The 20981-nt window shown below is 65.5% G+C and carries 19 protein-coding genes and 1 pseudogene; 13 read left to right on the top strand and 7 right to left on the bottom strand.

Features of this window, described 5'->3' with window-relative positions:
• Positions 1-79 precede the first annotated feature (79 nt).
• Positions 80-1498, top strand: a complete 1419-nt coding sequence (gene gltX, locus QO033_RS01975) for a glutamate--tRNA ligase (RefSeq protein WP_284479237.1) — start codon at positions 80-82, stop codon at positions 1496-1498.
• Positions 1499-1605: 107 nt separating this feature from the next.
• Positions 1606-2901: a citrate synthase gene (gene gltA, locus QO033_RS01970; RefSeq protein WP_284479236.1), complete on the top strand. Its 1296-nt coding sequence runs from the start codon at positions 1606-1608 to the stop codon at positions 2899-2901.
• 114 nt (positions 2902-3015) lie between these two features.
• Here the strand turns inward: gltA and QO033_RS01965 are convergent, their stop codons facing one another.
• Positions 3016-3990, bottom strand: a complete 975-nt coding sequence (locus QO033_RS01965) for a DUF808 domain-containing protein (protein ID WP_284479235.1) — start codon at positions 3988-3990, stop codon at positions 3016-3018.
• A 188-nt stretch (positions 3991-4178) separates the two neighbouring features.
• On the opposite strand from QO033_RS01965, the gene gap reads away from it, so the two are divergent.
• Entirely contained in the window at positions 4179-5180 is a 1002-nt protein-coding gene (gene gap, locus QO033_RS01960; protein WP_284479234.1) for a type I glyceraldehyde-3-phosphate dehydrogenase, read from the top strand.
• Positions 5181-5289: 109 nt separating this feature from the next.
• The gene (locus tag QO033_RS01955; RefSeq protein ID WP_284479233.1) at positions 5290-5433 is read left to right on the top strand and encodes a hypothetical protein; all 144 of its coding nucleotides are present in this window, start codon (positions 5290-5292) and stop codon (positions 5431-5433) included.
• Between the two features lie 106 nt (positions 5434-5539).
• On the opposite strand, the gene coaD is transcribed toward QO033_RS01955, so the two are convergent.
• From coaD to QO033_RS01940, 3 genes are all read right to left on the bottom strand, one after another.
• Positions 5540-6037 carry a pantetheine-phosphate adenylyltransferase gene (gene coaD / locus QO033_RS01950; protein WP_284479232.1) on the bottom strand — a complete coding sequence of 166 codons (498 nt, stop codon included), beginning with the start codon at positions 6035-6037 and terminating at the stop codon, positions 5540-5542.
• 108 nt (positions 6038-6145) lie between these two features.
• Positions 6146-6580: a CBS domain-containing protein gene (locus QO033_RS01945; RefSeq protein ID WP_284479231.1), complete on the bottom strand. Its 435-nt coding sequence runs from the start codon at positions 6578-6580 to the stop codon at positions 6146-6148.
• Between the two features lie 107 nt (positions 6581-6687).
• On the bottom strand, positions 6688-7584 hold the full coding sequence (locus tag QO033_RS01940) for a LysR family transcriptional regulator (RefSeq protein ID WP_284479230.1): 897 nt from the start codon (positions 7582-7584) through the stop codon (positions 6688-6690).
• Positions 7585-7694: 110 nt separating this feature from the next.
• Between QO033_RS01940 and QO033_RS01935 the strand changes: the two genes are divergently transcribed.
• The 3 genes from QO033_RS01935 to QO033_RS01925 all read left to right on the top strand — a co-directional run bounded on the left by QO033_RS01935 (position 7695) and on the right by QO033_RS01925 (position 10477).
• Entirely contained in the window at positions 7695-9194 is a 1500-nt protein-coding gene (locus tag QO033_RS01935) for a CoA-acylating methylmalonate-semialdehyde dehydrogenase (protein WP_284479229.1), read from the top strand.
• 81 nt (positions 9195-9275) lie between these two features.
• Positions 9276-9701: a hypothetical protein gene (locus tag QO033_RS01930; protein WP_284479228.1), complete on the top strand. Its 426-nt coding sequence runs from the start codon at positions 9276-9278 to the stop codon at positions 9699-9701.
• 176 nt (positions 9702-9877) lie between these two features.
• On the top strand, positions 9878-10477 hold the full coding sequence (locus QO033_RS01925) for a L,D-transpeptidase (protein ID WP_284479227.1): 600 nt from the start codon (positions 9878-9880) through the stop codon (positions 10475-10477).
• 142 nt (positions 10478-10619) lie between these two features.
• On the opposite strand, the gene QO033_RS01920 is transcribed toward QO033_RS01925, so the two are convergent.
• Positions 10620-11480: a class I SAM-dependent methyltransferase gene (locus QO033_RS01920; RefSeq protein ID WP_284479226.1), complete on the bottom strand. Its 861-nt coding sequence runs from the start codon at positions 11478-11480 to the stop codon at positions 10620-10622.
• Between the two features lie 231 nt (positions 11481-11711).
• Between QO033_RS01920 and QO033_RS01915 the strand changes: the two genes are divergently transcribed.
• The 6 genes and pseudogenes from QO033_RS01915 to QO033_RS01895 all read left to right on the top strand — a co-directional run bounded on the left by QO033_RS01915 (position 11712) and on the right by QO033_RS01895 (position 17044).
• Entirely contained in the window at positions 11712-12827 is a 1116-nt protein-coding gene (locus QO033_RS01915) for a carboxylate-amine ligase (protein WP_284479225.1), read from the top strand.
• Positions 12828-13048: 221 nt separating this feature from the next.
• Positions 13049-14191 carry an acyl-CoA dehydrogenase family protein gene (locus tag QO033_RS01910; RefSeq protein ID WP_284479224.1) on the top strand — a complete coding sequence of 381 codons (1143 nt, stop codon included), beginning with the start codon at positions 13049-13051 and terminating at the stop codon, positions 14189-14191.
• A gap of 14 nt (positions 14192-14205) precedes the next feature.
• A pseudogene (locus tag QO033_RS25240) lies at positions 14206-15153 on the top strand (enoyl-CoA hydratase/isomerase family protein); the annotation flags it as partial.
• A 102-nt stretch (positions 15154-15255) separates the two neighbouring features.
• On the top strand, positions 15256-16128 hold the full coding sequence (mmsB, locus tag QO033_RS25235) for a 3-hydroxyisobutyrate dehydrogenase (RefSeq protein WP_321170039.1): 873 nt from the start codon (positions 15256-15258) through the stop codon (positions 16126-16128).
• Positions 16129-16328: 200 nt separating this feature from the next.
• A complete protein-coding gene (locus tag QO033_RS01900) occupies positions 16329-16700 on the top strand; it encodes an excinuclease ABC subunit A (protein WP_284479222.1) in 372 nt (123 codons plus the stop codon).
• Between the two features lie 143 nt (positions 16701-16843).
• Positions 16844-17044 (top strand): YgaP family membrane protein, encoded by a 201-nt coding sequence (locus tag QO033_RS01895; RefSeq protein WP_284479221.1) that lies wholly within the window; start codon positions 16844-16846, stop codon positions 17042-17044.
• A 52-nt stretch (positions 17045-17096) separates the two neighbouring features.
• Here QO033_RS01895 and QO033_RS01890 read toward each other — a convergent pair whose 3' ends face one another.
• Both QO033_RS01890 and uvrA read right to left on the bottom strand, forming a co-directional pair.
• Positions 17097-17993: a patatin-like phospholipase family protein gene (locus QO033_RS01890; protein WP_284479220.1), complete on the bottom strand. Its 897-nt coding sequence runs from the start codon at positions 17991-17993 to the stop codon at positions 17097-17099.
• Entirely contained in the window at positions 17990-20854 is a 2865-nt protein-coding gene (gene uvrA / locus QO033_RS01885) for an excinuclease ABC subunit UvrA (RefSeq protein ID WP_284479219.1), read from the bottom strand. The genes QO033_RS01890 and uvrA overlap by 4 nt, the downstream gene beginning before the upstream one ends.
• Positions 20855-20981: the final 127 nt, after the last annotated feature.

The raw sequence follows: 20981 nt of genomic DNA, 5'->3' as shown, positions 1-20981 counted from the left end.
GCTTGCCCCCCGCCGCCCCTGCCGTTAGACAGGCGGCAACACGCTACCCCCCTTAAGGTTACCAAAAGGTAAACGTCCTATGTCCTCCGATCAGGTCGTCACCCGCTTCGCTCCCTCTCCCACCGGCTTTCTGCATATCGGTGGCGCCCGCACCGCGCTGTTCAACTGGCTCTATGCCCGTGGCCGCGGCGGTAAGTTCCTGCTGCGGATCGAGGATACCGACCGCGAACGCTCCACCCCCGAAGCGACCGCCGCCATCCTGCAGGGTCTGACCTGGCTCGGGCTCGACTGGGACGATGAGCCGATCAGCCAATTCGAACGGGCGCCCCGCCATGCCGAAGTGGCGCAACAGCTGCTGGCCGAGGGCAAGGCCTACAAGTGCTTCTCCACCCAGGAGGAGATCGCCGCCTTTCGCGAGGCGGCCCGGGCCGAGGGCAAGAGCACACTGTTCCGCAGCCCCTGGCGCGACGCCGATCCGGCGACCTATCCGGATGCCCCCTATGTCATCCGCATCAGGGCGCCGCAGGCGGGCAGCACGGTGATCCGCGACCGGGTGCAGGGCGAGGTCACGATTCGCAACGACCAGCTGGACGACATGATCCTGCTGCGCTCCGACGGCACCCCGGTCTATATGCTGGCGGTGGTGGTCGACGATCACGACATGGGGGTGACCCATGTGATCCGCGGCGACGATCACCTGAACAACGCCGCCCGCCAGATGATGATCTACGAGGCGATGGGCTGGGACGTGCCGGTCTGGGCACATATCCCGCTGATCCACGGGCCCGACGGCAAGAAGCTGTCGAAACGCCATGGCGCCTTGGGGGCACAGGAATATCAGGCCATGGGCTTCCCGGCCGCCGGCATGCGCAACTATCTGGCGCGCCTGGGCTGGAGCCATGGCGACGACGAATTCTTTACCGACGATCAGGCCAAGGCCTGGTTCGACCTCGACGGTATCGGCAAGAGCCCGGCGCGGTTCGATATGAAGAAGCTGGAGAATCTCTGCGGCCAACACATTTCCGTTAGCGATGACGCCGCGCTGCGGCAGGAAGCCGAGGCCTACCTGGCCGCGGCCGGCCTGCCGGCCCTGACGGAAGCGCAGGGCAAAGCCTTGGAAACAGCGATGTTTTGCCTCAAGGAGCGGGCCCGTACCTTCCCGGAACTGTTGGAAAAAGCGCATTTTGCCCTGGTCAGCCGGCCGGTTGAGCCGGACGAGAAAGCGGCCAAGGCGCTGGAAACGGTATCCAATGGTATACTGTCCGAATTGACGCCGCAGTTGCAAAGTGCTAGCTGGACGCGAAACGATCTGGAGGCGACTCTGGGCGCTTTCGCCGAAAACCAGGGCACCAAATTCGGCAAGCTGGCAGGCCCCCTCAGGGCCGCTCTGGCCGGCCGCGCGGTGACCCCTTCGGTGTTCGACATGATGCTTGTTCTGGGCCGGGACGAAACCCTGGCCCGTCTCAGGGATGCTGCCGGACGCGTCGGGTCGAACTGACCGGCTCTTCCGCAGCGAATGAAGATCGGCTCTGCACCCGTGGTGCAGAATCCGCTCGCGCGGGGTCTGCGGTTTGCGACCCGTGCCTATAAGAGGAAGGGACTTCAATGACCGAAGAGAAGAAAACCGCCACGCTGACTCTGGAAGGCAATTCCTACGAGTTGCCGGTCCTGTCACCGACGGTTGGCCCTGATGTGCTCGACATCCGCAAGCTCTATGCCCAGGCGGGTGTGTTCACCTACGATCCCGGCTACACCTCGACCGCAAGCTGCGACAGCACCATCACCTTCATTGATGGCGACAAGGGCGAGCTGCTGCACCGCGGCTATCCGATCGACCAGCTGGCCGAGAAATCGCATTATCTCGAAGTCTGCTATCTGCTGCTCTACGGCGAACTGCCGACCGCGACCCAGCTGGAAGATTTCGAAACCCGCGTGACCCGTCACACGATGGTGCACGAGCAGATGCACCGGTTCTTCACCGGCTTCCGCCGCGATGCCCACCCGATGGCGATCATGGTCGGTGTGGTTGGCGCCATGTCCGCCTTCTACCACGACTCGACCGACATCAACGATCCCTGGCAGCGCGAGGTCGCCTCGATCCGCCTGATCGCCAAGATGCCGACGATCGCGGCCATGGCCTACAAATACACCATCGGCCAGCCCTTCGTGTATCCGCGCAACGACATCGACTATGCCTCGAACTTCCTGCGCATGTGCTTCGCCGTGCCGGCCGAGGAATATGAAGTCAACCCGATCCTGGCCCGCGCCATGGACCGGATCTTCACCCTGCATGCGGACCACGAACAGAACGCCTCGACCTCGACCGTGCGTCTGGCGTCCTCTTCCGGGGCAAACCCCTTCGCCTGTATCGCAGCCGGCATCGCCTGTCTCTGGGGTCCGGCCCACGGCGGCGCCAACCAGGCCTGCCTGGAGATGCTGAAGGAAATCGGCAGCGTCGACCGCATTCCGGAATTCATCGCCCGCGCCAAGGACAAGAACGATCCGTTCCGTCTGATGGGCTTCGGCCACCGGGTCTATAAGAACTTCGACCCGCGCGCGAAGGTGATGAAACAGTCCGCCGACGAGGTTCTGGATCTGCTGGGGATCGAAAACAACCCGATCCTGCAGGTCGCCAAGGAACTGGAAAAACAGGCGCTGGAAGATCCGTATTTCGCCGAGAAGAAACTGTTCCCGAACGTCGACTTCTACTCGGGCATCATCCTCGAGGCGATGGGCTTCCCGACCGCGATGTTCACCCCGATCTTCGCGCTGTCGCGCACCGTCGGCTGGATCTCGCAGTGGAAAGAGCAGTTCTCCGATCCGCAGCACAAGATCGGTCGTCCGCGTCAGCTCTATCTGGGCGAGACCATGCGCGACTACGTGGATATCGAAAACCGCTGATTGCGGCTTCGATCCGGATACAGAAAACGCCCCGCGATCTCGCGGGGCGTTTTTCGTTGGCAGTCAGGATGATAAGCGCCCCGGCAGGCGCGCCCGGGATCAATGCGCCCCGGATCAATGCGCAGCAGATTTGCCACCGCTGACACGCCGCCAGAGCGGCGCGATCACCCCGGTCGCCACCGGCAGCAGGACATACCCGAGCGCCAGCCCCAACACCCCGTCGATCGCCGCCTTGACGATCCATTCCACCGCGCCGACCGCCGCCGCCGGGACCAGATGGCCTGCCGCCACGGCGGCCTGATGGATCAGCTCCTCGGGCAGGTGCCAGCCCAGCTCCCCCACCCCGTGCACGATGATCGACCCGCCGACCCAGAGCATCGCCGCAGTGCCGACGGTGCTGAGCAGTTTCATGAACCCCGGCATGCCCCGCACCAGCCCGCGCCCGACCGCCCGGGTCAGACCCAGCCGTCCCATTGCCGCCAGGTGCAGCCCGACGTCGTCGGCCTTCACGATCAGCGCCACCGCGCCATAGACCACCGCGGTGATGCCCACCGCGACCACCGCCAGCGCCGCCGCCTCCGTCGCCAGACCGGCCTGCGGGATTTCCGACAGCGCGATGGTCATGATCTCGGCCGAGAGGATGAAATCCGTCTTGATGGCGCCCTGCGCCTTGGCCTCTTCCAGATGCGCGGGATCGGCGGGCTCCTCCGTCGTCGCGCCGGCGGCCTCGGCGTGGGGACGCAGCGCATGGAGGATCTTTTCCGCCCCCTCGAAGCAGAGATAGCCGCCGCCCAGCATCAGCAGCGGCGCGATCGCCCCGGGTGCGAAGCTCGACAGCGCCAGCGCCGCCGGCAGCAGAAACACCAGCTTGTTCCTCAGCGATCCCTTGGTGATGCGCCAGATGATCGGCAGCTCGCGGCTGGCCTCGAACCCATGCACGTATTTCGGCGTCACCGCGGCATCGTCGATCACTGCGCCGGCCGCCTTGGCCCCGGCCTTGGAGGCATAGGCCGCCACATCGTCGACCGAGGCCGCCGCCACCTTGGCCAGTGCCGCCACATCGTCCAGCAATGCCAGAAGTCCGCTCATCCCGCTTTCCCGTTCCTGCCTGTTTCCCGGAAAGCCTAACTTAATGCCATTGCGCTGCAAGCGTTAGCGCCACCGTGGCGGAACCCGGCCGGTTTTGCGCTAACAGTCTCGAATTCCGCCATATTCCCCCTTTTGGGCCCGCCCCCCGGCAGCTATAGCACGGCCGAGAATTTTCAGTGGAGCTTGTCATGACCATCAAAGTCGGGATCAACGGGTTCGGCCGTATCGGCCGTTGTACCCTGTCGCATATCGCAGCCTCGGGCCGCGACGACATCGAAGTGATCAAGGTGAACGCCACCGGCCCGCTGGACACGGCAGCCCACCTGATCAAATACGACAGCGTGCATGGCCGCTTCCCCGGTGAGATCACCCTGGGCGACGGCACCATGGATCTGGGCCGTGGCCCGATGCAGATGTATTCGACCTACGACATGAACGAGCTCGACTGGGACGGCTGTGACGTCGTGCTGGAATGCACCGGCAAGTTCAACGATGGCGAGAAGGCCAAGACCCACCTGGAGCGCGGCGCCAAGAAAGTGCTGCTGTCGGCCCCGGGCAAGAACGTCGACAAGACCATCGTCTTCGGGGTCAACGACGCCGAGCTGACCGCCGGTGACCTGATGGTGTCGAACGGCTCCTGCACCACCAACTGCCTGGCGCCTCTGGCCAAGGTGCTGGACGAGGGTGTCGGCATCGAAAGCGGCATCATGACCACGATCCACGCCTATACCGGCGACCAGCCGACGCTGGACCGCCGCCACAAGGACCTCTATCGCGCCCGTGCCGCGGCGATGTCGATCATCCCGACCTCGACCGGCGCCGCCAAGGCCCTGGGCGAGGTGCTGCCCAACATGAAGGGCAAGCTGGATGGCTCCGCCCTGCGGGTGCCGGTGCCGAATGTCTCCGCCGTCGACCTGACCTTCCGCGCCGGCCGCGACGTCACCGCCGAAGAGATCAACGAGATCATGAAGGCCGCTGCCGAAGGCCCGATGAAGGGTGTCCTGGGCTATGAGCCGGCGCCGCTGGTCTCCACCGATTTCAACCACAGCTCCGAAAGCTCGATCTTCGCACCGGACCAGACCCGCGTGGTTGGCGGCCGGATGGTGCGCGTGCTCAGCTGGTACGACAACGAATGGGGCTTCTCGGTGCGTATGGCCGATGTGGCCGTCGCCATGGGCAAACTGGGCTGAGCCCCCGGGCCAAGCACACCCCGCGCCTGGACGCCCGCGCCTAGACGCTTGTATGACAGCACCCGGTCAGGCATATCTGACCGGGTGCAGTTCATTTGACGGATCAGCCATGACGGATAAAATCGCCCTGGTGCTGGGCCTGATCATCGTGGCCGCGCTGGTGGTCGACATCTCCGTCTTTGGCACCGTCCACCTGGTGTTTCTGGCCAAGAAATTCGCCGACATGCTGGAGTGGATGGCCTTCTGGCGCTGAGTCCCCGGCACATGCGAAAAGCGGCCCCACGGGGCCGCCTGACGTCTGCATCTGACATCTGCATCTGCACGATGATGAGCCCGGAGCGGGCCCGGGCCCGAAGGGCTCAGACCTTGCCGAGCCGCTTCATCAGCGCATCGTTCACCCGGGGGGTGACGAATTTCGACACGTCGCCGTCGAGCCGGGCGATTTCCTTCACCAGTTTCGAGGCGATCGCCTGACGCCGGGCATCGGCCATCAGAAAGACGGTTTCGACACTGGCATCCAGCGCCCGGTTCATGCCGACCATCTGGAATTCATATTCGAAATCCGCCACCGCGCGCAGCCCCCGCACGATCAGCTGCGCCCCCACATCATGGGCGCAGTCGATCAGCAGGTTTTCAAAGGGATGGACGACGATCTGCGTGCCGGTCTTTTCGGACAGCGCCACGCATTCGTATTCGACCATCTCCACGCGCTCTTCCAGCGTGAAGAGCGGGCCCTTGTCCCGGTTGATCGCAACACCGATCACCAGCTTGTCGACCATCACCGCCGCCCGGCTGATGATGTCGATATGCCCCAAGGTGACCGGGTCGAAGGTTCCCGGATAGAGCGCTACGCGCATGGCGTCCTCCTGCCTTTTTGCTCCTGCAGCGCAAGCAACACGACAGAGCAACAATTTGCAAGGGCGCTCCGGCCCGGTCGCAACAGAATTACCTTCTGTCCACCCCGATCAATGACCCATGATCATGCCCTCAAGGGCGGTTTTCTCCATCGCCAGTTCGGACAGCTGTGCCTTGACCAGGTCGCCGATGGTGACGATGCCGACCAGGGTGCCGTCCTCGACCACCGGCATGTGGCGGAACCGGCCGTCGGTCATCCGCTGCATCACCTCCTCGACGCTGCACTGGCTGGTGCAGGTGACCAGCTTGCGGGTCATGTAGGTGCCCACATCGGCGGTCAGACAGCCGCTGCCGACCCGGGCCAGTTCGCGGACGATATCGCGTTCCGACAGGATCCCCAGCAGCGTGTTGCCGTCATCCGACACCACCACCGAACCGATGTGGTTTTCCGCCAGAAGCTTGGCCGCATCGGACACGCTGGCGTCGGAGCGGATGGACACCACATCGGCGGTGGCCTTGTTCTTGAGGATGGTTTGAACGAGCATTTCCGGCGCCTCCTCTCGCTAGATAATGGTCTATCTGCAAGCGTTGCCGCACAATGAGGTTCTGTCAAGCCGCCGATTACAGACAGGTTTCCACAGCTGCCCCCGGCTCAGCCCCTGCCCTCCAGCCGGGCAACCTCGGCTTTCACCTCCTCGCGCAGCAGCTGGGCGAAGCGGGTCAGCCGGGCGCTGCGTTCCGCCCCCTGATGACGCACCAGATAGAACGCGCGGTCCAGCCCGACCTGATCGGCCAGCACCCGCCGCAGGCCGGGATGGAACGGCAGGCAGAACTCATGCACCACGCTCAGCCCGGCGCCGAGCTCGGTCATCCGGGCCTGAACCGGCACCGAATTGGAGGCCAGCGGCACCCGGCTCACCCCCAGATCGGAGAGGTAGTCCAGCTCTTCGTCAAAAATCATCTCGGGCACGTAGCCAATCATCCGCGCGCTCTTCAGATCGGCGACATCGCGCGGCGCCGGATGATCCGCCAGCCAACGCTCCGAGGCGACCATGATCAGCCGGTAGTCGGTGATCTTCTGCACCAGCAATTGCCCGGCGGTCGGGGCGCTGACGGTAATCGCCATATCGGCCTCGCGCCGCGACAGGTTCACCACCCGCGGCAGCGCCACGATCTGGATATCCAGATCGGGATGCGCGGCGCCGATCCGGGCGCAGACCTGCGGCAGGATGTAGTTGGCACAACCGTCCGGCGCGCCGATCCGCACCTGCCCCGACAGGCTGTCCTCCGGGCCGGCCAGCGCGTCGGTGGCCATGCGCATCGCGGTTTCCACCGCCTCGCCATGACCCATCAGCCGTTCGCCGGCTGCCGTCAGCGTGTAGCCCTGCGGCGATTTGACGAAGAGCGTCGCCCCCAGCGCCTGCTCCAGCCGCGCCACCCGGCGCCCCACCGTGGCCGGGTCGAGCTTCAGCACCCGCCCGGCGCCCGACAGGCTTTCCTCGCGCGCCACCGCCAGAAACACCTTCATATCGTTCCACTGGGGGTCCATCCGCGCTGCCTTCTCTTGCAGAACTGCAAAGCCTTTTTGGCTTCTTGCCCCTGTTCAAGGGATTTTTGCAAGCCTATCTTGCCGCCAGTCTGATACGGAGGAGAGGTCCGATGCAGGAACTCACACATTATATCAACGGCGCCCACGTCAAAGGTCAGTCCGGCCGGTTCGCCGATGTCTTCAACCCCGCCACCGGCGAAGTTCAGGCAAAGGCCCCGCTGGCCAACGTCGAGGAACTGGCCCTGGCCGTCAGCATCGCCGCCGATGCGCAAAAGGGCTGGGCCGCGACCAACCCGCAGCGCCGCGCCCGCGTACTGATGAAATTCGTCGACCTGCTGAACCGCGACATGGACAAGCTGGCCGAAGCGCTGTCGCGCGAACACGGCAAGACCATCCCCGACGCCAAGGGCGACGTGCAGCGCGGTCTGGAAGTGGTCGAATACTGCATCGGCGCACCGCAGATGCTGAAGGGTGAATTCACCGATGGCGCCGGCCCCGGCATCGACATGTATTCGATGCGCCAGCCGCTCGGCGTCTCCGCCGGCATCACCCCGTTCAACTTCCCCGCCATGATCCCGATGTGGATGTTCGCCCCGGCCATCGCCTGCGGCAACGCCTTCATCCTAAAGCCCTCCGAACGCGCGCCCTCGGTGCCGCTGATGCTGGCCGAACTGCTGGAAGAAGCCGGCCTGCCCAAGGGCATCCTGCAGGTGGTCAACGGCGACAAGGAAGCGGTCGACGCGATCCTCGATCACCCGGTGATCCAGTCGGTGGGCTTCGTCGGCTCCACCCCGATCGCCGAATACATCTATGGCCGCGGCTGCTCCAACGGCAAGCGGGTGCAATGCTTCGGCGGCGCCAAGAACCACATGATCATCATGCCCGACGCCGATATGGACCAGGCCGCCGATGCGCTGGTCGGGGCCGGTTACGGTGCCGCTGGCGAACGCTGCATGGCGATCTCGGTCGCGGTGCCGGTGGGCGATGAAACCGCCGACCGCCTGATCGAGAAACTGGTGCCCCGCATCGAGAAGCTGAAAGTCGGCCCCTACACCGCCGGTGACGATGTCGATTATGGCCCGGTGGTGACCGCCGCCGCCAAGGAGAAAATCCTCGGCCTCGTCAACGCCGGCGTTGAGCAAGGCGCGGAACTGGTCGTCGACGGCCGCGATTTCGCGCTGCAGGGCTATGAGGACGGCTTCTTCGTCGGCCCGCACCTGTTCGACAAGGTGACCCCCGACATGGACATCTACAAGCAGGAGATCTTCGGCCCGGTGCTGTCGACCGTCCGCGCCCAGTCCTATGAGGAAGCGCTGAAGCTGGCGATGGATCACGAGATGGGCAACGGCACCGCGATCTTCACCCGCGACGGCGACACCGCCCGCGACTTCGCCAGCCGGATCAACATCGGCATGGTGGGCATCAACGTGCCGATCCCGGTGCCGCTGGCCTATCACACCTTCGGCGGCTGGAAGAAATCTGCCTTCGGCGACCTGAACCAGCATGGCCCCGACGCCTTCAAATTCTACACCCGCACCAAAACGGTCACCGCGCGCTGGCCGAGCGGTCTGAAAGAAGGTGGCGAATTCCACTTCAAGGCGATGGACTGATCTGCGCCATTGACCGGTTGGTCAAACCGTGATTTCTGAAAAGGCCGGCTCTGCCGGCCTTTTTTACGTTCTGGTGTTGCGATGTCCGTTTCGTTCCGCATCTTCCCGGATCGCGGTCTGGTCTATGTCCGCTATTCCGGTTTTGCCCGCCTCGATGAAACGCTCGAGGCTTTCGCCCGATATGCCGCCCTGCCCGACACCCGCCCGGGCCAGAAACAGCTGGTCGATCTGGGGTCGGTGACCGGGTTCGAACAGGATTTCGCCAAGCTGATGCAGGTTCAGGCGCAGAAGGCCGATGTCTTCGCCGCCAATGGCACGCAGACGCTGATGGTCTATTACGCCCCGACGCCGCTGGCGCGCGATTTCGCCCTGCTGGCGCTGCGCTCCTGGGAGCCCTTCGATTCGATGATCGCGCTGATTCAGGACGACGAGGCCCAGGCGCTGGAGCTGCTGGGCCAGCCCGAACGCCGCTTCGCCGACCTGCTGGCGCTGCCGGTTCGCAAGTAACCGTGGCCACCGGCCAGGGCGCGAGAGGGCCGGCCCTGCGAAAACCGGCGGCATTCTGCGCACACAGGCCCTAACAAAGGCGTGAGAACCCGGCGCAGACGCCGCTCGCCTCTGGCCTGCATCGGGGAAATTGAATACATCTTTGCCCGTAACACTATTTCTTGAGGTTCGAGCCCATGTCCAGTTCCCGCATGACCCGCCGCAGCGCGCTGCTCGGCGCCGCCGTGACCCTGGCGACCCCGGCCCTGCTGCGCGCCCAATCCTCCGACGCCTTCCCGCAGGACGAACCTGCGATCCGGGACAAATTCCCGGTACGGCGCAATATCTCCTCCTTCCGCGAACAGCATTGGGAGGATCACTTCGACAGCCTCGGCGTCGGCTGCCTACTGGCCGATATCGACAGCCGCGCGGTGCATTACTGGGGCCCCGATGGCGAGACCTATCGCCTCTACCCCTCCTCCGTGCCGCTGAGCGAAGAGCTGACCCGCCGCGGCTATACCAAGGTCGTGCGCAAGGCCGAGAACCCGGGCTGGACCCCGACGCCATCGATGCGCGAACGCGATCCCAGCCTTCCCGCCCATATGAAGGGCGGCCCCGGCAACCCGCTGGGTACCCGCGCGATGTACCTGGACTGGCCGGCCTATCTGGTGCACGGCACCCATGATACCCGCAAGATCGGCCGCCAGAGCTCGTCCGGCTGCATCGGGCTTTACAACCAGCATGTCGAGGCGCTCTATCCGTTGGTGCAGATCGGCACCCAGGTGCGGCTGCTGTAAGCGCCAGACCCTTTGCGAGAGACGTCGGGGCGGTCCATCGGGCCGCCCTTTGTCTTGCTGGTGCAGCCGCAGAGCCCGACCGGTTCGAATGCGCCTGCGGCGCGTGCCTCCGGCAGGGACATTTACGGCCAGAAAAAGACCCCTACCGCTTGCGCATCCAGAAGCTCTGCGCCCGCCCCTCGGCGAGGAAGGGCAGTGCCGCCACCGCCGCGGCATCGGCCTGTTGCAGGTAATAGCCCGGCCAGAGAATCTCGTATCCGCCGCCCTGCAGCACCCCGTGCAGCATGTATTGCTCCCCCCAGGAAGGGCAGTCGTAGAAGAACCGCTTGGGGTATTCATAGGGCAGGAAGACATCGTGGACGTGGATCACCACCCCCGGTGCCAGCGCCGGCAGGATACGGCAGAAGAGATGCGCCACATCGTTGCCGATCCGCAGCTGGTGGCTGGAATCGATGAACAGGACATCGCCAGCGCCGAGTGCCGCGAAGATCTCCGGATCGGCGGTTTCGACCGGGCTCTGTTCGAAGCGGTCGACCGCATCGGCGATATCGGCGCGCGGCCAGGGGTCGATGGCCAAAAGCTCGGTCTCCAGCCCGCCATCGCGGATCGCCTGGCGGGTGATGCGGGTGGAATGGCCGCAGCCGACCTCCACCACCCGCGTCGGGGCAAAGCGGCGGATCATCAGATAGAGCGCCTCGGCATCCGGCCGGTCGAAATAGCCGTTGCCGGCGCGATAGCCGCTCTCGCTGCCCGCCGCGTCCATCAGCCCCGCCAGCGCCGCGGCATGGGTCCGCGCGCCGGCGATCATCGGCGCCAGATCGACCTCCGCCATGCCCGGTGACAGCGCATAGGCCGGACGGTCGAGCCCGCCGGCAGCCTCGAAGGCGCGCAACCGGGCCTGTTCGGTCTCGGCCTCGGCCAGCGAGCGCGCCAGCCGGCGCCGCCGCGCCGGGTCCAGACGGTCGATCAGCGGACCGATCTCAGGGGGCTGGGGCTTGGGCATGGCTCGGGCTCTCCGTGGTTCCTGCGTCTTTGCCGCGACACTGCCGCGCGGGGGCAGCCATCTGGCCCCGGCTGCTTAGCCTTCCCCGCCCCGGGGCCGCAACCGCCGATGCCGCGCCGCCAGGCTTTTCACCCGGCTTTTCGCTTGGCTTTCGGGCCCGCGCGCGGTTCACTGGATCCGGATCACGGGGTCCCCGAGGACCGCGACCGCAGAGAGGAGCGCCGCGTCCACATGCAGACGAGCTATACCCTGGGCATCGAAGAGGAATACCTGCTGGTCGACCGCGACAGCCTGGATCTGGCCGAGGCGCCCGAGGCGCTGATGCGAGCCTGCCAGGACGATATGGAGGGCCAGGTCAGCCCCGAGTTCCTGCAATGCCAGATCGAGGTCGGCACACGGGTCTGCACCAGTATCGCCGAGGCGCGCGAGGACCTGCGCCGCCTGCGCGCCACCGTGGCGAAACGTGCCGCCGAACACAATCTGGCGCCGCTGGCGGTCAGCTGCCACCCTTTCGCCGACTGGAAGGCGCAGCATCACACCCGCAAGGATCGCTATGACAGCCTTCAGGATGCGCTGGGGGGCGTCGCCCGGCGGATGCTGATCTGCGGCATGCATGTGCATGTGGGGATCGAGGATCCGGCGCTGCGGGTGGCGCTGATGCCGCAGCTCAGCTATTTCCTGCCGCATCTCCTCGCGCTGTCCACCTCGTCGCCGTTCTGGCAGGGGGAGGATACCGGCCTTGCCTCCTACCGGCTGTCGGTCTTCGACAACCTGCCGCGCACCGGCCTGCCACCGCGTTTCGCCAGCTGGGCCGATTACGAGAGCACCACCGGCGCGCTGATCGACCTCGGGGTGATCGAGGATACCACCAAGATCTGGTGGGATCTGCGCCCCTCGCACCGGTTTCCGACGCTTGAGACCCGGATCATGGATGTCTCGCCCCGGCTGGAGGATGCGCTGGCGCTGGCGGCGCTGACCCAGGCGCTGATCCGGATGCTGATGCGGCTGCGGGCGCGCAACGTCGGCTGGCGTGAGTTCGACCGCTTCCTGATCGCGGAAAACCGTTGGCGGGCACAGCGCTATGGCACCAGCGAGGGGCTGATCGATTTCGGCGAACGGCAGATCAAGCCGATGCTGCAGACGATCGAGGAGCTGAGCGGGCTTCTGGCCGAGGATGCCGAGGCGCTGGGAACCCATGCCGAGATCGCCGGGCTGCGCCGGCTGGCCGAAGGTGGCACCAGCGCCGCCCGGCAGCGCCGGGTCCATGCCGAGGCGGCGGCGCGCGGCGCCGATCCGGCCCGGGCCGTGGTGCGCCATCTGATCGAGGAATTCCACGCCGACCTGTGATCCGCGCCCCGGCTGCGCCGCGCCGACGTCAAGTCCCGGGTCGTCAGGAACAACCTTGGCAGCAGTTTTCGACCTTTGCCGCGCCGGCGCTCTGGGTCATGCTGCCGGCGTCGCGACAATTCTGCAAAGGCAATTTGCGGGAATGAGACTTGATGCGGCATTCCTGCAAGAGGTAGGAATAAAACGACCGTTCAATTCACACGACCGAGGGGAGGCGTAGCGTGGATTTTGCACTGACCGAGGAACAGACCGCGATCTTCGACATGGCCCATGCGTTCGGGCAGGAGAAGATTGCACCCTTCGCCCGTGACTGGGAAGCCCAGGGCACGATTCCGAAACAGCTCTGGCCCGAGGTCGGCGAGCTCGGCTTCGGCGGGCTCTATGTCAGCGAGGACGGCGGCGGCGCCGGGCTCAGCCGGCTGGACGCGACGCTGGTGTTCGAGGCGCTCAGCATGGCTTGCCCCTCGGTGGCGGCCTTCCTGTCGATCCACAACATGTGCGCCAAGATGATCGACAGCTTCGCCAGCGAGGCGCTGAAGGCGCGGGTGATGCCCGATGTGCTCAGCCTCAACACGGTGCTGTCCTACTGCCTGACCGAACCGGGATCGGGCTCCGACGCGGCGGCGCTGAAGACCCGGGCGGAGGAGACCAACGAAGGCTATGTGCTCAACGGCACCAAGGCCTTCATCTCCGGCGGCGGCTATTCCGATGCCTATGTCTGCATGGTGCGCACCGGCGGCGACGGTCCCAAGGGGATCTCCAGCCTCTATGTCGAGGACGGCACCCCCGGGCTCAGCTTCGGCGGTCTTGAGGACAAGATGGGATGGCGCAGCCAACCCACCGCCCAAGTGCAGTTCGACGATTGCAAGGTGGCGGCCGACAATCTGATCGGAACCGAGGGCGACGGCTTCAAATACGCGATGATGGGGCTCGACGGTGGCCGGCTCAATATCGCCTCCTGTTCGCTGGGGGCGGCGCAGACCGCGCTGAACCTGACGCTGCAGTACATGTCCGAGCGCAAGGCCTTCGGCCAGCCCATCGATCAGTTCCAGGCGCTGCAGTTCCGGCTGGCGGATATGGAGATCGAGCTGCAGGCCGCCCGCACCTTCCTGCGACAGGCCGCCTGGAAACTGGATCAGGGCACGGCCGACGCCAGCAAATTCTGCGCCATGGCGAAGAAATTCGTCACCGAGGCCGGGTCGAAGGTGGTCGATCAGTGCCTGCAGCTGCACGGTGGCTATGGCTATCTCGCCGACTACGGGATCGAGAAGCTGGTGCGCGATCTTCGGGTCCACCAGATCCTCGAAGGCACCAATGAAATCATGCGCGTGATCGTCGCGCGCCATATGCTGGCCAACCGCTGAAAGGCGCCACTGTCATGAGCAGCGATATCGACATCCGCGTCACCGGCCGCGCCGGGCGCATCACCTTCACCCGTCCGCAGGCGCTGAATGCGCTGAACTACGACATGTGCCTGGCCATCGATGCGGCGATGCGGCAGTGGGAAAGCGACGACGATATCGCCCTGGTGGTGATCGATGCCGAGGGCGACCGGGCGTTCTGCGCCGGCGGCGATGTCGCCGCGCTCTATCGCAGCGGCACCATGGGCAACTACCGCGACGGGCGCGACTTCTGGCGCGACGAATACCGGCTGAACGCCTATATCGCCGAATACCCCAAGCCGGTGGTCAGCCTGATGCAGGGCTTCACCATGGGCGGCGGCGTCGGCATCGGCTGTCACGGCGGTCACCGGGTGGTGTGCGAAACCAGCCAGATCGCCATGCCCGAGGCCGGGATCGGCCTGATCCCCGATGTCGGCGGCACCTATCTGCTGTCGCGGGCGCCGGGGCGGCTGGGCGAATACCTCGGGCTGACGGCGGCCCGGATGGGCCCCGGTGATACGATCCTGGCAGGCTTCGCCGACCACTACATCCCGCGCGACCGCTGGGCCGATCTGATTGAACTGCTCGAAGCCTCCGGCGACGTGGCGCAGGTCGCCGCCCATGCCGAGCCCGCGCCCGCCGCGCCGCTGGCAGAGGCCCGGGACGAGATCGACAGGCTGTTCGCCGCCGAGACGCTGGACGAGGTGCGCGCCACGCTGGAGGCCGCCGACAGCGAGCTGGCGACCAGCGCGCTGAAGGCGGTGCGGCGCAATTCGCCGCTGTCCATGGCCTGCACCCTGGAGATGCTGCGGCGGCTGCGCGCCGAGGCGGCGACGATCCGTCAGGCGCTGGAGCTGGAATACCGCTTCACCTGGCGGTCGATGGAGGATGGCGATTTTCTCGAAGGGGTGCGCGCCCAGCTGATCGACAAGGACCGCAACCCGCAATGGAAACACGCCGATGGCATCCTGCCCGATGCCGCCGTGCGCCACATGCTTGCCCCGCTGGGCGAGGACGGGCTGACTTTCGAAGGGGAGGAGAGAGTGATGAGGATCGGGTTTATCGGTCTGGGCAACATGGGCGCGCCGATGGCTGCCAATCTGGCCACCCCCGGCCATGAGGTGATCGGCTTCGACATGGCGCCGGTAGAGATTGACGGCGTGCAGATGGCCGCCACCGCGGCCGAGGCGGCGACCGGCGCCGATGTGGTGATCACCATGCTGCCGAACGGGCAGATCCTGCGCGATGTGGCCGCTCAGGTGATCCCGGCGATGAAGCCTGGCGCCTGCTTCGCCGATTGCTCCACCGTCGATGTGGACAGCGCCCGCGCCGTCGCGGCCGAGGCCGAGGCCGCCGGGTTGCTGGCGGTGGATGCGCCGGTGTCCGGCGGCGTCGGCGGCGCCCAGGCCGGCACGCTGACCTTCATGGCCGGCGGCTCTGCCCCCGCCTTTGCCGTCGTCAAGCCGCTGTTCGACATCATGGGGCAGAAGGCCGTGCATTGCGGCGGTCCCGGCGCCGGTCAGGCCGCCAAGATCTGCAACAACATGATCCTCGGCGTCACCATGATCGCCACCTGCGAGGCTTTCGCGCTGGCCGACAAGCTGGGCCTCGACCGCGAGAAGATGTTCGATGTGGTCTCCACCTCCTCCGGCTACAGCTGGACGATGAACGCCTATTGCCCGGCCCCCGGAGTCGGCCCCACGAGCCCGGCGGACAACGATTACAAGCCCGGCTTCGCCGCCGAGCTGATGCTGAAGGACCTGCGGCTGAGCCAGCAGGCCGCCGGCAGCGCCGATGCCGACACGCCGATGGGGCAGCTGGCCGAAGCGCTCTATGCCACCTTCGTCGAGGAGGAAGATGGCAGGGGCATGGATTTCAGCGCCATGCTGCCGCGGTTCGAGAAACGTCACCGCAGCTGATCCACGCATCGGGCGGCGACCGGCCGCCCGGCCTGCTCCTCACGGGGTCGTGATCGCCGCCGCGTCCGGGCGGCGGCATTTCGCCGGACCCGCCGCCGGTTTCCGGCGACAGGCCGCGCGTTTGTCTCTATCCCTGCGGCTCGGCTTGGCATCCCCCGCCACTGCCCTCACATCCCAGACAGGCAAAAGGAGGTGCAGCTATGCGCAACAAGTTCCTGATGACCCCGATCCTGGCAGCGGCCACCGCATTGGCCCTGTCCCCCGCCGTGATGCCAGCCGCCGCCCTGGCCGGCGGCCCCAAGGGCTGCCCGCCGGGCCTAGCCAAGAAAGGCAACGGCTGCCAGCCGCCGGGGCACGCAAAACAGCGGTATGATGATGATTACGATCACCATCATGTCTACACCCGCGGCGACTACCTGCGCGGCGACTATATCCTGATCGAACGGCCCGATCGCTACGGCCTCGATCCACGCCAGACCTACTATCGTTCCGGCGACTATATCTATCTGGTCGACCGCGACACCATGAAGGTACTGAACCTGATCGGGGCCGTGGCCGCGATCCTGAACTGACGGCGGCGGGATGATCCGCCCCCGCCCCGGCATGTCGTGAGAATTGTCGCGATTTAGATGAAGGCCCCATGCGGGCCTTCATTCTTCGTTAAGCCGGCCGCCGCCAAGCTGACCCGAGGCAAAGCCAGGCGACGAGGAAACTCATGTTCAACAGTAATCTTGGAAATATCGACCGCATCGGGCGCATCCTGCTGGGGGCCGCGATGCTGATTGCCTATACCGTCTTCTCCGGCACGTCCTACGGCTGGATCTTTCTGCTGGGCCTGCTGCCGATGGCCTCCGGCCTGCTGGGCACCTGCCCGATCTATTCGATGCTGAACGTCAGCACCAACGAGGCCGACTGAGGCCATCACCACCCCCCAGGGACAGAGCGCGCCTGCCTGCAGGACGCCTGCGCTATGGTCCCGCCAGTTCGGCAATCCGGTCGCGCGCCGCTCGGGCGATCCGGTTGCCTTCTGAGATCGCATGACCGGCGCGGTAGAACTCCAGCGTCGACATATCCGTCAGATCCGCCGCCAGCGCCAGATCGGCGGGATCGGCGGCCTCGCGGCTCTTGCGTAGGAACTCGGTGAGCACGTCGATCGAGGTGGAGACCACATCGAAATAATCCGGCTCCTCCGGCCCCTTGTCGGCCTCCGGCAGCCAGCGGCGCAGCGGATCGGGCAGTTTCTCCAACAGTTCCGGCGCCCGCAACGCCGACCACATCCGCCCCTCCGACGGGGTCCAGAGCGGCCCGCCCGCCTTGTCGTTGGGGTTGACCGACAGGATCCGCCGCGCCCCCAGCGCCCGCGCCGCGGACACCGGCACCGGGTTGATCAGCCCGCCATCGAGCAGCCAGCGCCCATCCACCCGATGTGGCCGAAAAATCGCCGGCAACGAAATCGACGCGCGCACCGCATCCACCAACGGCCCTTCGCGCAGCCAGACCTCGCGCCCGGTCTCCATATCGGTAGCGACAGCGGCAAAGGGCACCTCCAGCTCCTCGATGGTCTCGGGCAGCCCCAGATCGCGCAGCAGATCCATGATCGCCGCCCCGCGCATCAGGCCACTGCGGTCGAGCCTGAGATCGATCATCGACATGAAGCTGGTGCTGGTCAGCCCCCGCGCCCAGTCCTCCAGCGCATCGAGCTGCCCGGCCGCCCAGGCGGCCCCCACCAGCGCCCCCATCGAACACCCCGCCACCATCCCGGGACGCACGCCCTGCGCCTCCAGCGCGCGCAGGACGCCGATATGGCACCAGCCGCGGGCCCCGCCCGAGCCGAGCGCCAGCCCCAGGCTGCCGCGATCGCTCATTCCGCCGCCGTGCGTTTCGGATCGAGCAGCGGCTTCAGATAGCGCCCGGTATGACTGCGCGGGTTCTCCGCCACCTGTTCCGGCGTGCCGGTGGCCACGATCTCCCCGCCGCCATCGCCGCCCTCGGGCCCGATATCGATGATATGATCGGCCGTCTTGATGACGTCGAGGTTATGTTCGATCACCACCACCGTATTGCCCTGATCGACCAGCTCGTGCAGCACTTCGAGCAGCTTTTTCACATCCTCGAAATGCAGCCCCGTGGTCGGTTCGTCGAGGATATAGAGGGTGCGGCCGGTTGACCGCCGGCTCAGCTCTTTCGACAGTTTCACCCGCTGCGCCTCGCCCCCCGACAGCGTCGTCGCCTGCTGGCCGACCTTGACGTAATCCAGCCCGACACGCTGCAGAGCATCCATCTTCTCGCGGATCGAGGGCACCGCCTTGAAGAAGGTCTGCGCCTCTTCAACCGTCATATCAAGAACATCGGCGATGCTCTTGCCTTTGAACTGAATTTCCAGGGTTTCCCGGTTATACCGCTTGCCCTTGCAGGTCTCGCAGGTGACATAGACATCGGGCAGGAAGTGCATCTCGATCTTGATCACCCCGTCGCCCTGGCAAGCCTCGCAGCGACCACCCTTGACGTTGAAGCTGAACCGCCCGGGCTTATAGCCACGCGCTTTCGCTTCCGGCAGGCCGGCGAACCAATCGCGGATCGGGGTGAAGGCGCCGGTATAGGTCGCCGGGTTCGACCGTGGCGTCCGCCCGATCGGCCGCTGGTCGATATCGATCACCTTGTCGAGCAGCTCCAGCCCCTTGATCGTCTCGCAGGGCGCCGGCGTCTGGCGGGCGCCGTTCAGCCGCATCGAGGCGGTCTTGAACAACGTCTCCAGCGTCAGCGTCGACTTGCCGCCGCCCGACACGCCGGTGACGCAGACGAATTGCCCCAGCGGGAAATCGGCGGTGACATTCTTCAGGTTGTTGCCGGTGGCCTTGACCACGGTGATCGCCTTGCCGTTGCCCGGGCGCCGCTCTGTTGGCACGGCGATCTCCCGCGCGCCGGACAGATATTGCCCGGTGATCGAGGCCGCATCGGCGGCGATCTGCTGCGGCGTACCATGGGCAACCACCTGGCCGCCATGCACCCCCGCCCCCGGGCCGATGTCGAAGACATAATCCGATTGCCGGATCATATCCTCGTCATGTTCCACCACGATCACCGTATTGCCCTGATCGCGCAGGTTCTTCAGCGTTTCGATCAGCCGGTCGTTATCGCGCTGATGCAGCCCGATGGAGGGTTCGTCCAGCACATAGAGCACCCCGGTCAGACCAGAGCCGATCTGGCTGGCCAGCCGGATCCTCTGGCTTTCGCCGCCCGACAGCGTGCCGGCATTGCGGCTGAGCGTCAGGTAATCCAGCCCGACGTTGTTCAGGAACCCCAGCCGTTCGCGGATTTCCTTCAGGATCGCGCGGGCGATCTCGTTCTTCTGCGCCGACAGGCTCTCCGGCACGGTATCGACCCAGGCCAGCGCCTGCTTGATCGACATCTCCACCACCTGGCCGACATGCAGCCCGCCGATCTTCACCGCCAGCGCCTCCGGCTTCAGCCGGTAGCCACCGCAGCTGTGACAGGGGCGGTTGTTCTGATAGCGTTCGAATTCCTCGCGCACCCAGTTGGAATCGGTCTCGCGATAGCGCCGTTCCATATTGGGGATGACCCCTTCGAACACCCGCGACACCTGATAGACCCGGCCGCCCTCGTCATAGCGGAAGGCGATCTCCTCCTCATCGGAGCCGTAGAGGAACACCTTCTGCACCTTCTTCGGCAGATCCTTCCAGCGGGCGTTCTTGTCGAAACCGTAATGCTTGGCGATCGCCTCGATGGTCTGCAGGAAATAGGGCGACTTGCCCTTGCGCCAGGGCGCCAGCGCACCGTCGGCGACCTTCAGCGTCTGATCCGGCACCACCAGCCGCTCGTCGAAGAACAGCTCCACCCCCAGCCCGTCGCAGTCGGGACAGGCGCCATAGGGGGCGTTGAAGGAAAACAGCCGCGGCTCGATCTCCGGAATGGTGAAGCCGCTGACCGGACAGGCGAAATTCTCGGAAAAAGTGATCCGCTCCGGATCCCCCTCGCCGTCGCGCGGCGCGGTTTCCAGAATGGCGATGCCATCGGCCAGATCCAGAGCGGTGCGGAAACTGTCGGCCAGCCGGGTCTCCATCCCCTCGCGCACGACGATGCGGTCGACCACCACATCGATGTCATGGCGGAACTTCTTGTCCAGCGTCGGCGGTTCGTCCAGCTCATAGAACGCGCCATCCACCTTGACCCGCTGGACCCCCTGTTTCCGCAGCTCCAGGAACTCTTTCTTGTACTCGCCCTTGCGGTCGCGGACGATCGGCGCCAGCAGATAGCCACGGGTGCCCTCCTCCAGCCCCATCGCCCGGTCGACCATGTCCTGCACCTGCTGCGCCTCGATCGGCAGGCCGGTGGCCGGGCTATAGGGGGTGCCGGCGCGGGCGAAGAGCAACCGCAAGTAATCGTAAATCTCGGTCACCGTGCCGACGGTCGAGCGCGGGTTCTTGCTGGTGGTCTTCTGTTCGATGGAGATCGCCGGGGACAGGCCGCTGATATGATCCACATCGGGCTTCTCCATCATGTCGAGGAACTGCCGCGCATAGGCACTGAGGCTCTCGACATAGCGGCGCTGGCCTTCCGCATAGATGGTATCGAAGGCGAGCGAGGATTTGCCCGAGCCCGACAGGCCGGTGATCACCACCAGCTCGTCGCGCGGAATATCCACGTCGATGCTCTTGAGGTTGTGTTCGCGCGCGCCGCGCACTTCGATGTTCTTCAGCTCGGCCATGACATCCCCGCCTAGATTGCCCCACAGATAGGCGAGCGAGCGCGAGTCTCCAACCGAAAAGAGCGAACGAAGAGGGAACGAAAGCGTTTTTGCCGGCTCCCCCATTTGTATTCACTTTTCAGAATGT

It is taken from the genome of Pseudodonghicola flavimaris, from assembly GCF_030164425.1.
Taxonomy (GTDB): domain Bacteria; phylum Pseudomonadota; class Alphaproteobacteria; order Rhodobacterales; family Rhodobacteraceae; genus Pseudodonghicola; species Pseudodonghicola flavimaris.
This window is presented reverse-complemented; position numbering and strand designations above follow the sequence as displayed.

Excerpts from the sequence above, each read along its gene's own strand:
- gltX (WP_284479237.1), top strand. The coding sequence starts at position 80 with ATGTCCTCCGATCAGGTCGTCACCCGCTTCGCTCCCTCTCCCACCGGC.
- gltA (WP_284479236.1), top strand. The coding sequence starts at position 1,606 with ATGACCGAAGAGAAGAAAACCGCCACGCTGACTCTGGAAGGCAATTCC.
- QO033_RS01965 (WP_284479235.1), bottom strand. The coding sequence starts at position 3,990 with ATGAGCGGACTTCTGGCATTGCTGGACGATGTGGCGGCACTGGCCAAG.
- gap (WP_284479234.1), top strand. The coding sequence starts at position 4,179 with ATGACCATCAAAGTCGGGATCAACGGGTTCGGCCGTATCGGCCGTTGT.
- QO033_RS01955 (WP_284479233.1), top strand. The coding sequence starts at position 5,290 with ATGACGGATAAAATCGCCCTGGTGCTGGGCCTGATCATCGTGGCCGCG.
- coaD (WP_284479232.1), bottom strand. The coding sequence starts at position 6,037 with ATGCGCGTAGCGCTCTATCCGGGAACCTTCGACCCGGTCACCTTGGGG.
- QO033_RS01945 (WP_284479231.1), bottom strand. The coding sequence starts at position 6,580 with ATGCTCGTTCAAACCATCCTCAAGAACAAGGCCACCGCCGATGTGGTG.
- QO033_RS01940 (WP_284479230.1), bottom strand. The coding sequence starts at position 7,584 with ATGGACCCCCAGTGGAACGATATGAAGGTGTTTCTGGCGGTGGCGCGC.
- QO033_RS01935 (WP_284479229.1), top strand. The coding sequence starts at position 7,695 with ATGCAGGAACTCACACATTATATCAACGGCGCCCACGTCAAAGGTCAG.
- QO033_RS01930 (WP_284479228.1), top strand. The coding sequence starts at position 9,276 with ATGTCCGTTTCGTTCCGCATCTTCCCGGATCGCGGTCTGGTCTATGTC.
- QO033_RS01925 (WP_284479227.1), top strand. The coding sequence starts at position 9,878 with ATGTCCAGTTCCCGCATGACCCGCCGCAGCGCGCTGCTCGGCGCCGCC.
- QO033_RS01920 (WP_284479226.1), bottom strand. The coding sequence starts at position 11,480 with ATGCCCAAGCCCCAGCCCCCTGAGATCGGTCCGCTGATCGACCGTCTG.
- QO033_RS01915 (WP_284479225.1), top strand. The coding sequence starts at position 11,712 with ATGCAGACGAGCTATACCCTGGGCATCGAAGAGGAATACCTGCTGGTC.
- mmsB (WP_321170039.1), top strand. The coding sequence starts at position 15,256 with ATGAGGATCGGGTTTATCGGTCTGGGCAACATGGGCGCGCCGATGGCT.
- QO033_RS01900 (WP_284479222.1), top strand. The coding sequence starts at position 16,329 with ATGCGCAACAAGTTCCTGATGACCCCGATCCTGGCAGCGGCCACCGCA.
- QO033_RS01895 (WP_284479221.1), top strand. The coding sequence starts at position 16,844 with ATGTTCAACAGTAATCTTGGAAATATCGACCGCATCGGGCGCATCCTG.
- QO033_RS01890 (WP_284479220.1), bottom strand. The coding sequence starts at position 17,993 with ATGAGCGATCGCGGCAGCCTGGGGCTGGCGCTCGGCTCGGGCGGGGCC.
- uvrA (WP_284479219.1), bottom strand. The coding sequence starts at position 20,854 with ATGGCCGAGCTGAAGAACATCGAAGTGCGCGGCGCGCGCGAACACAAC.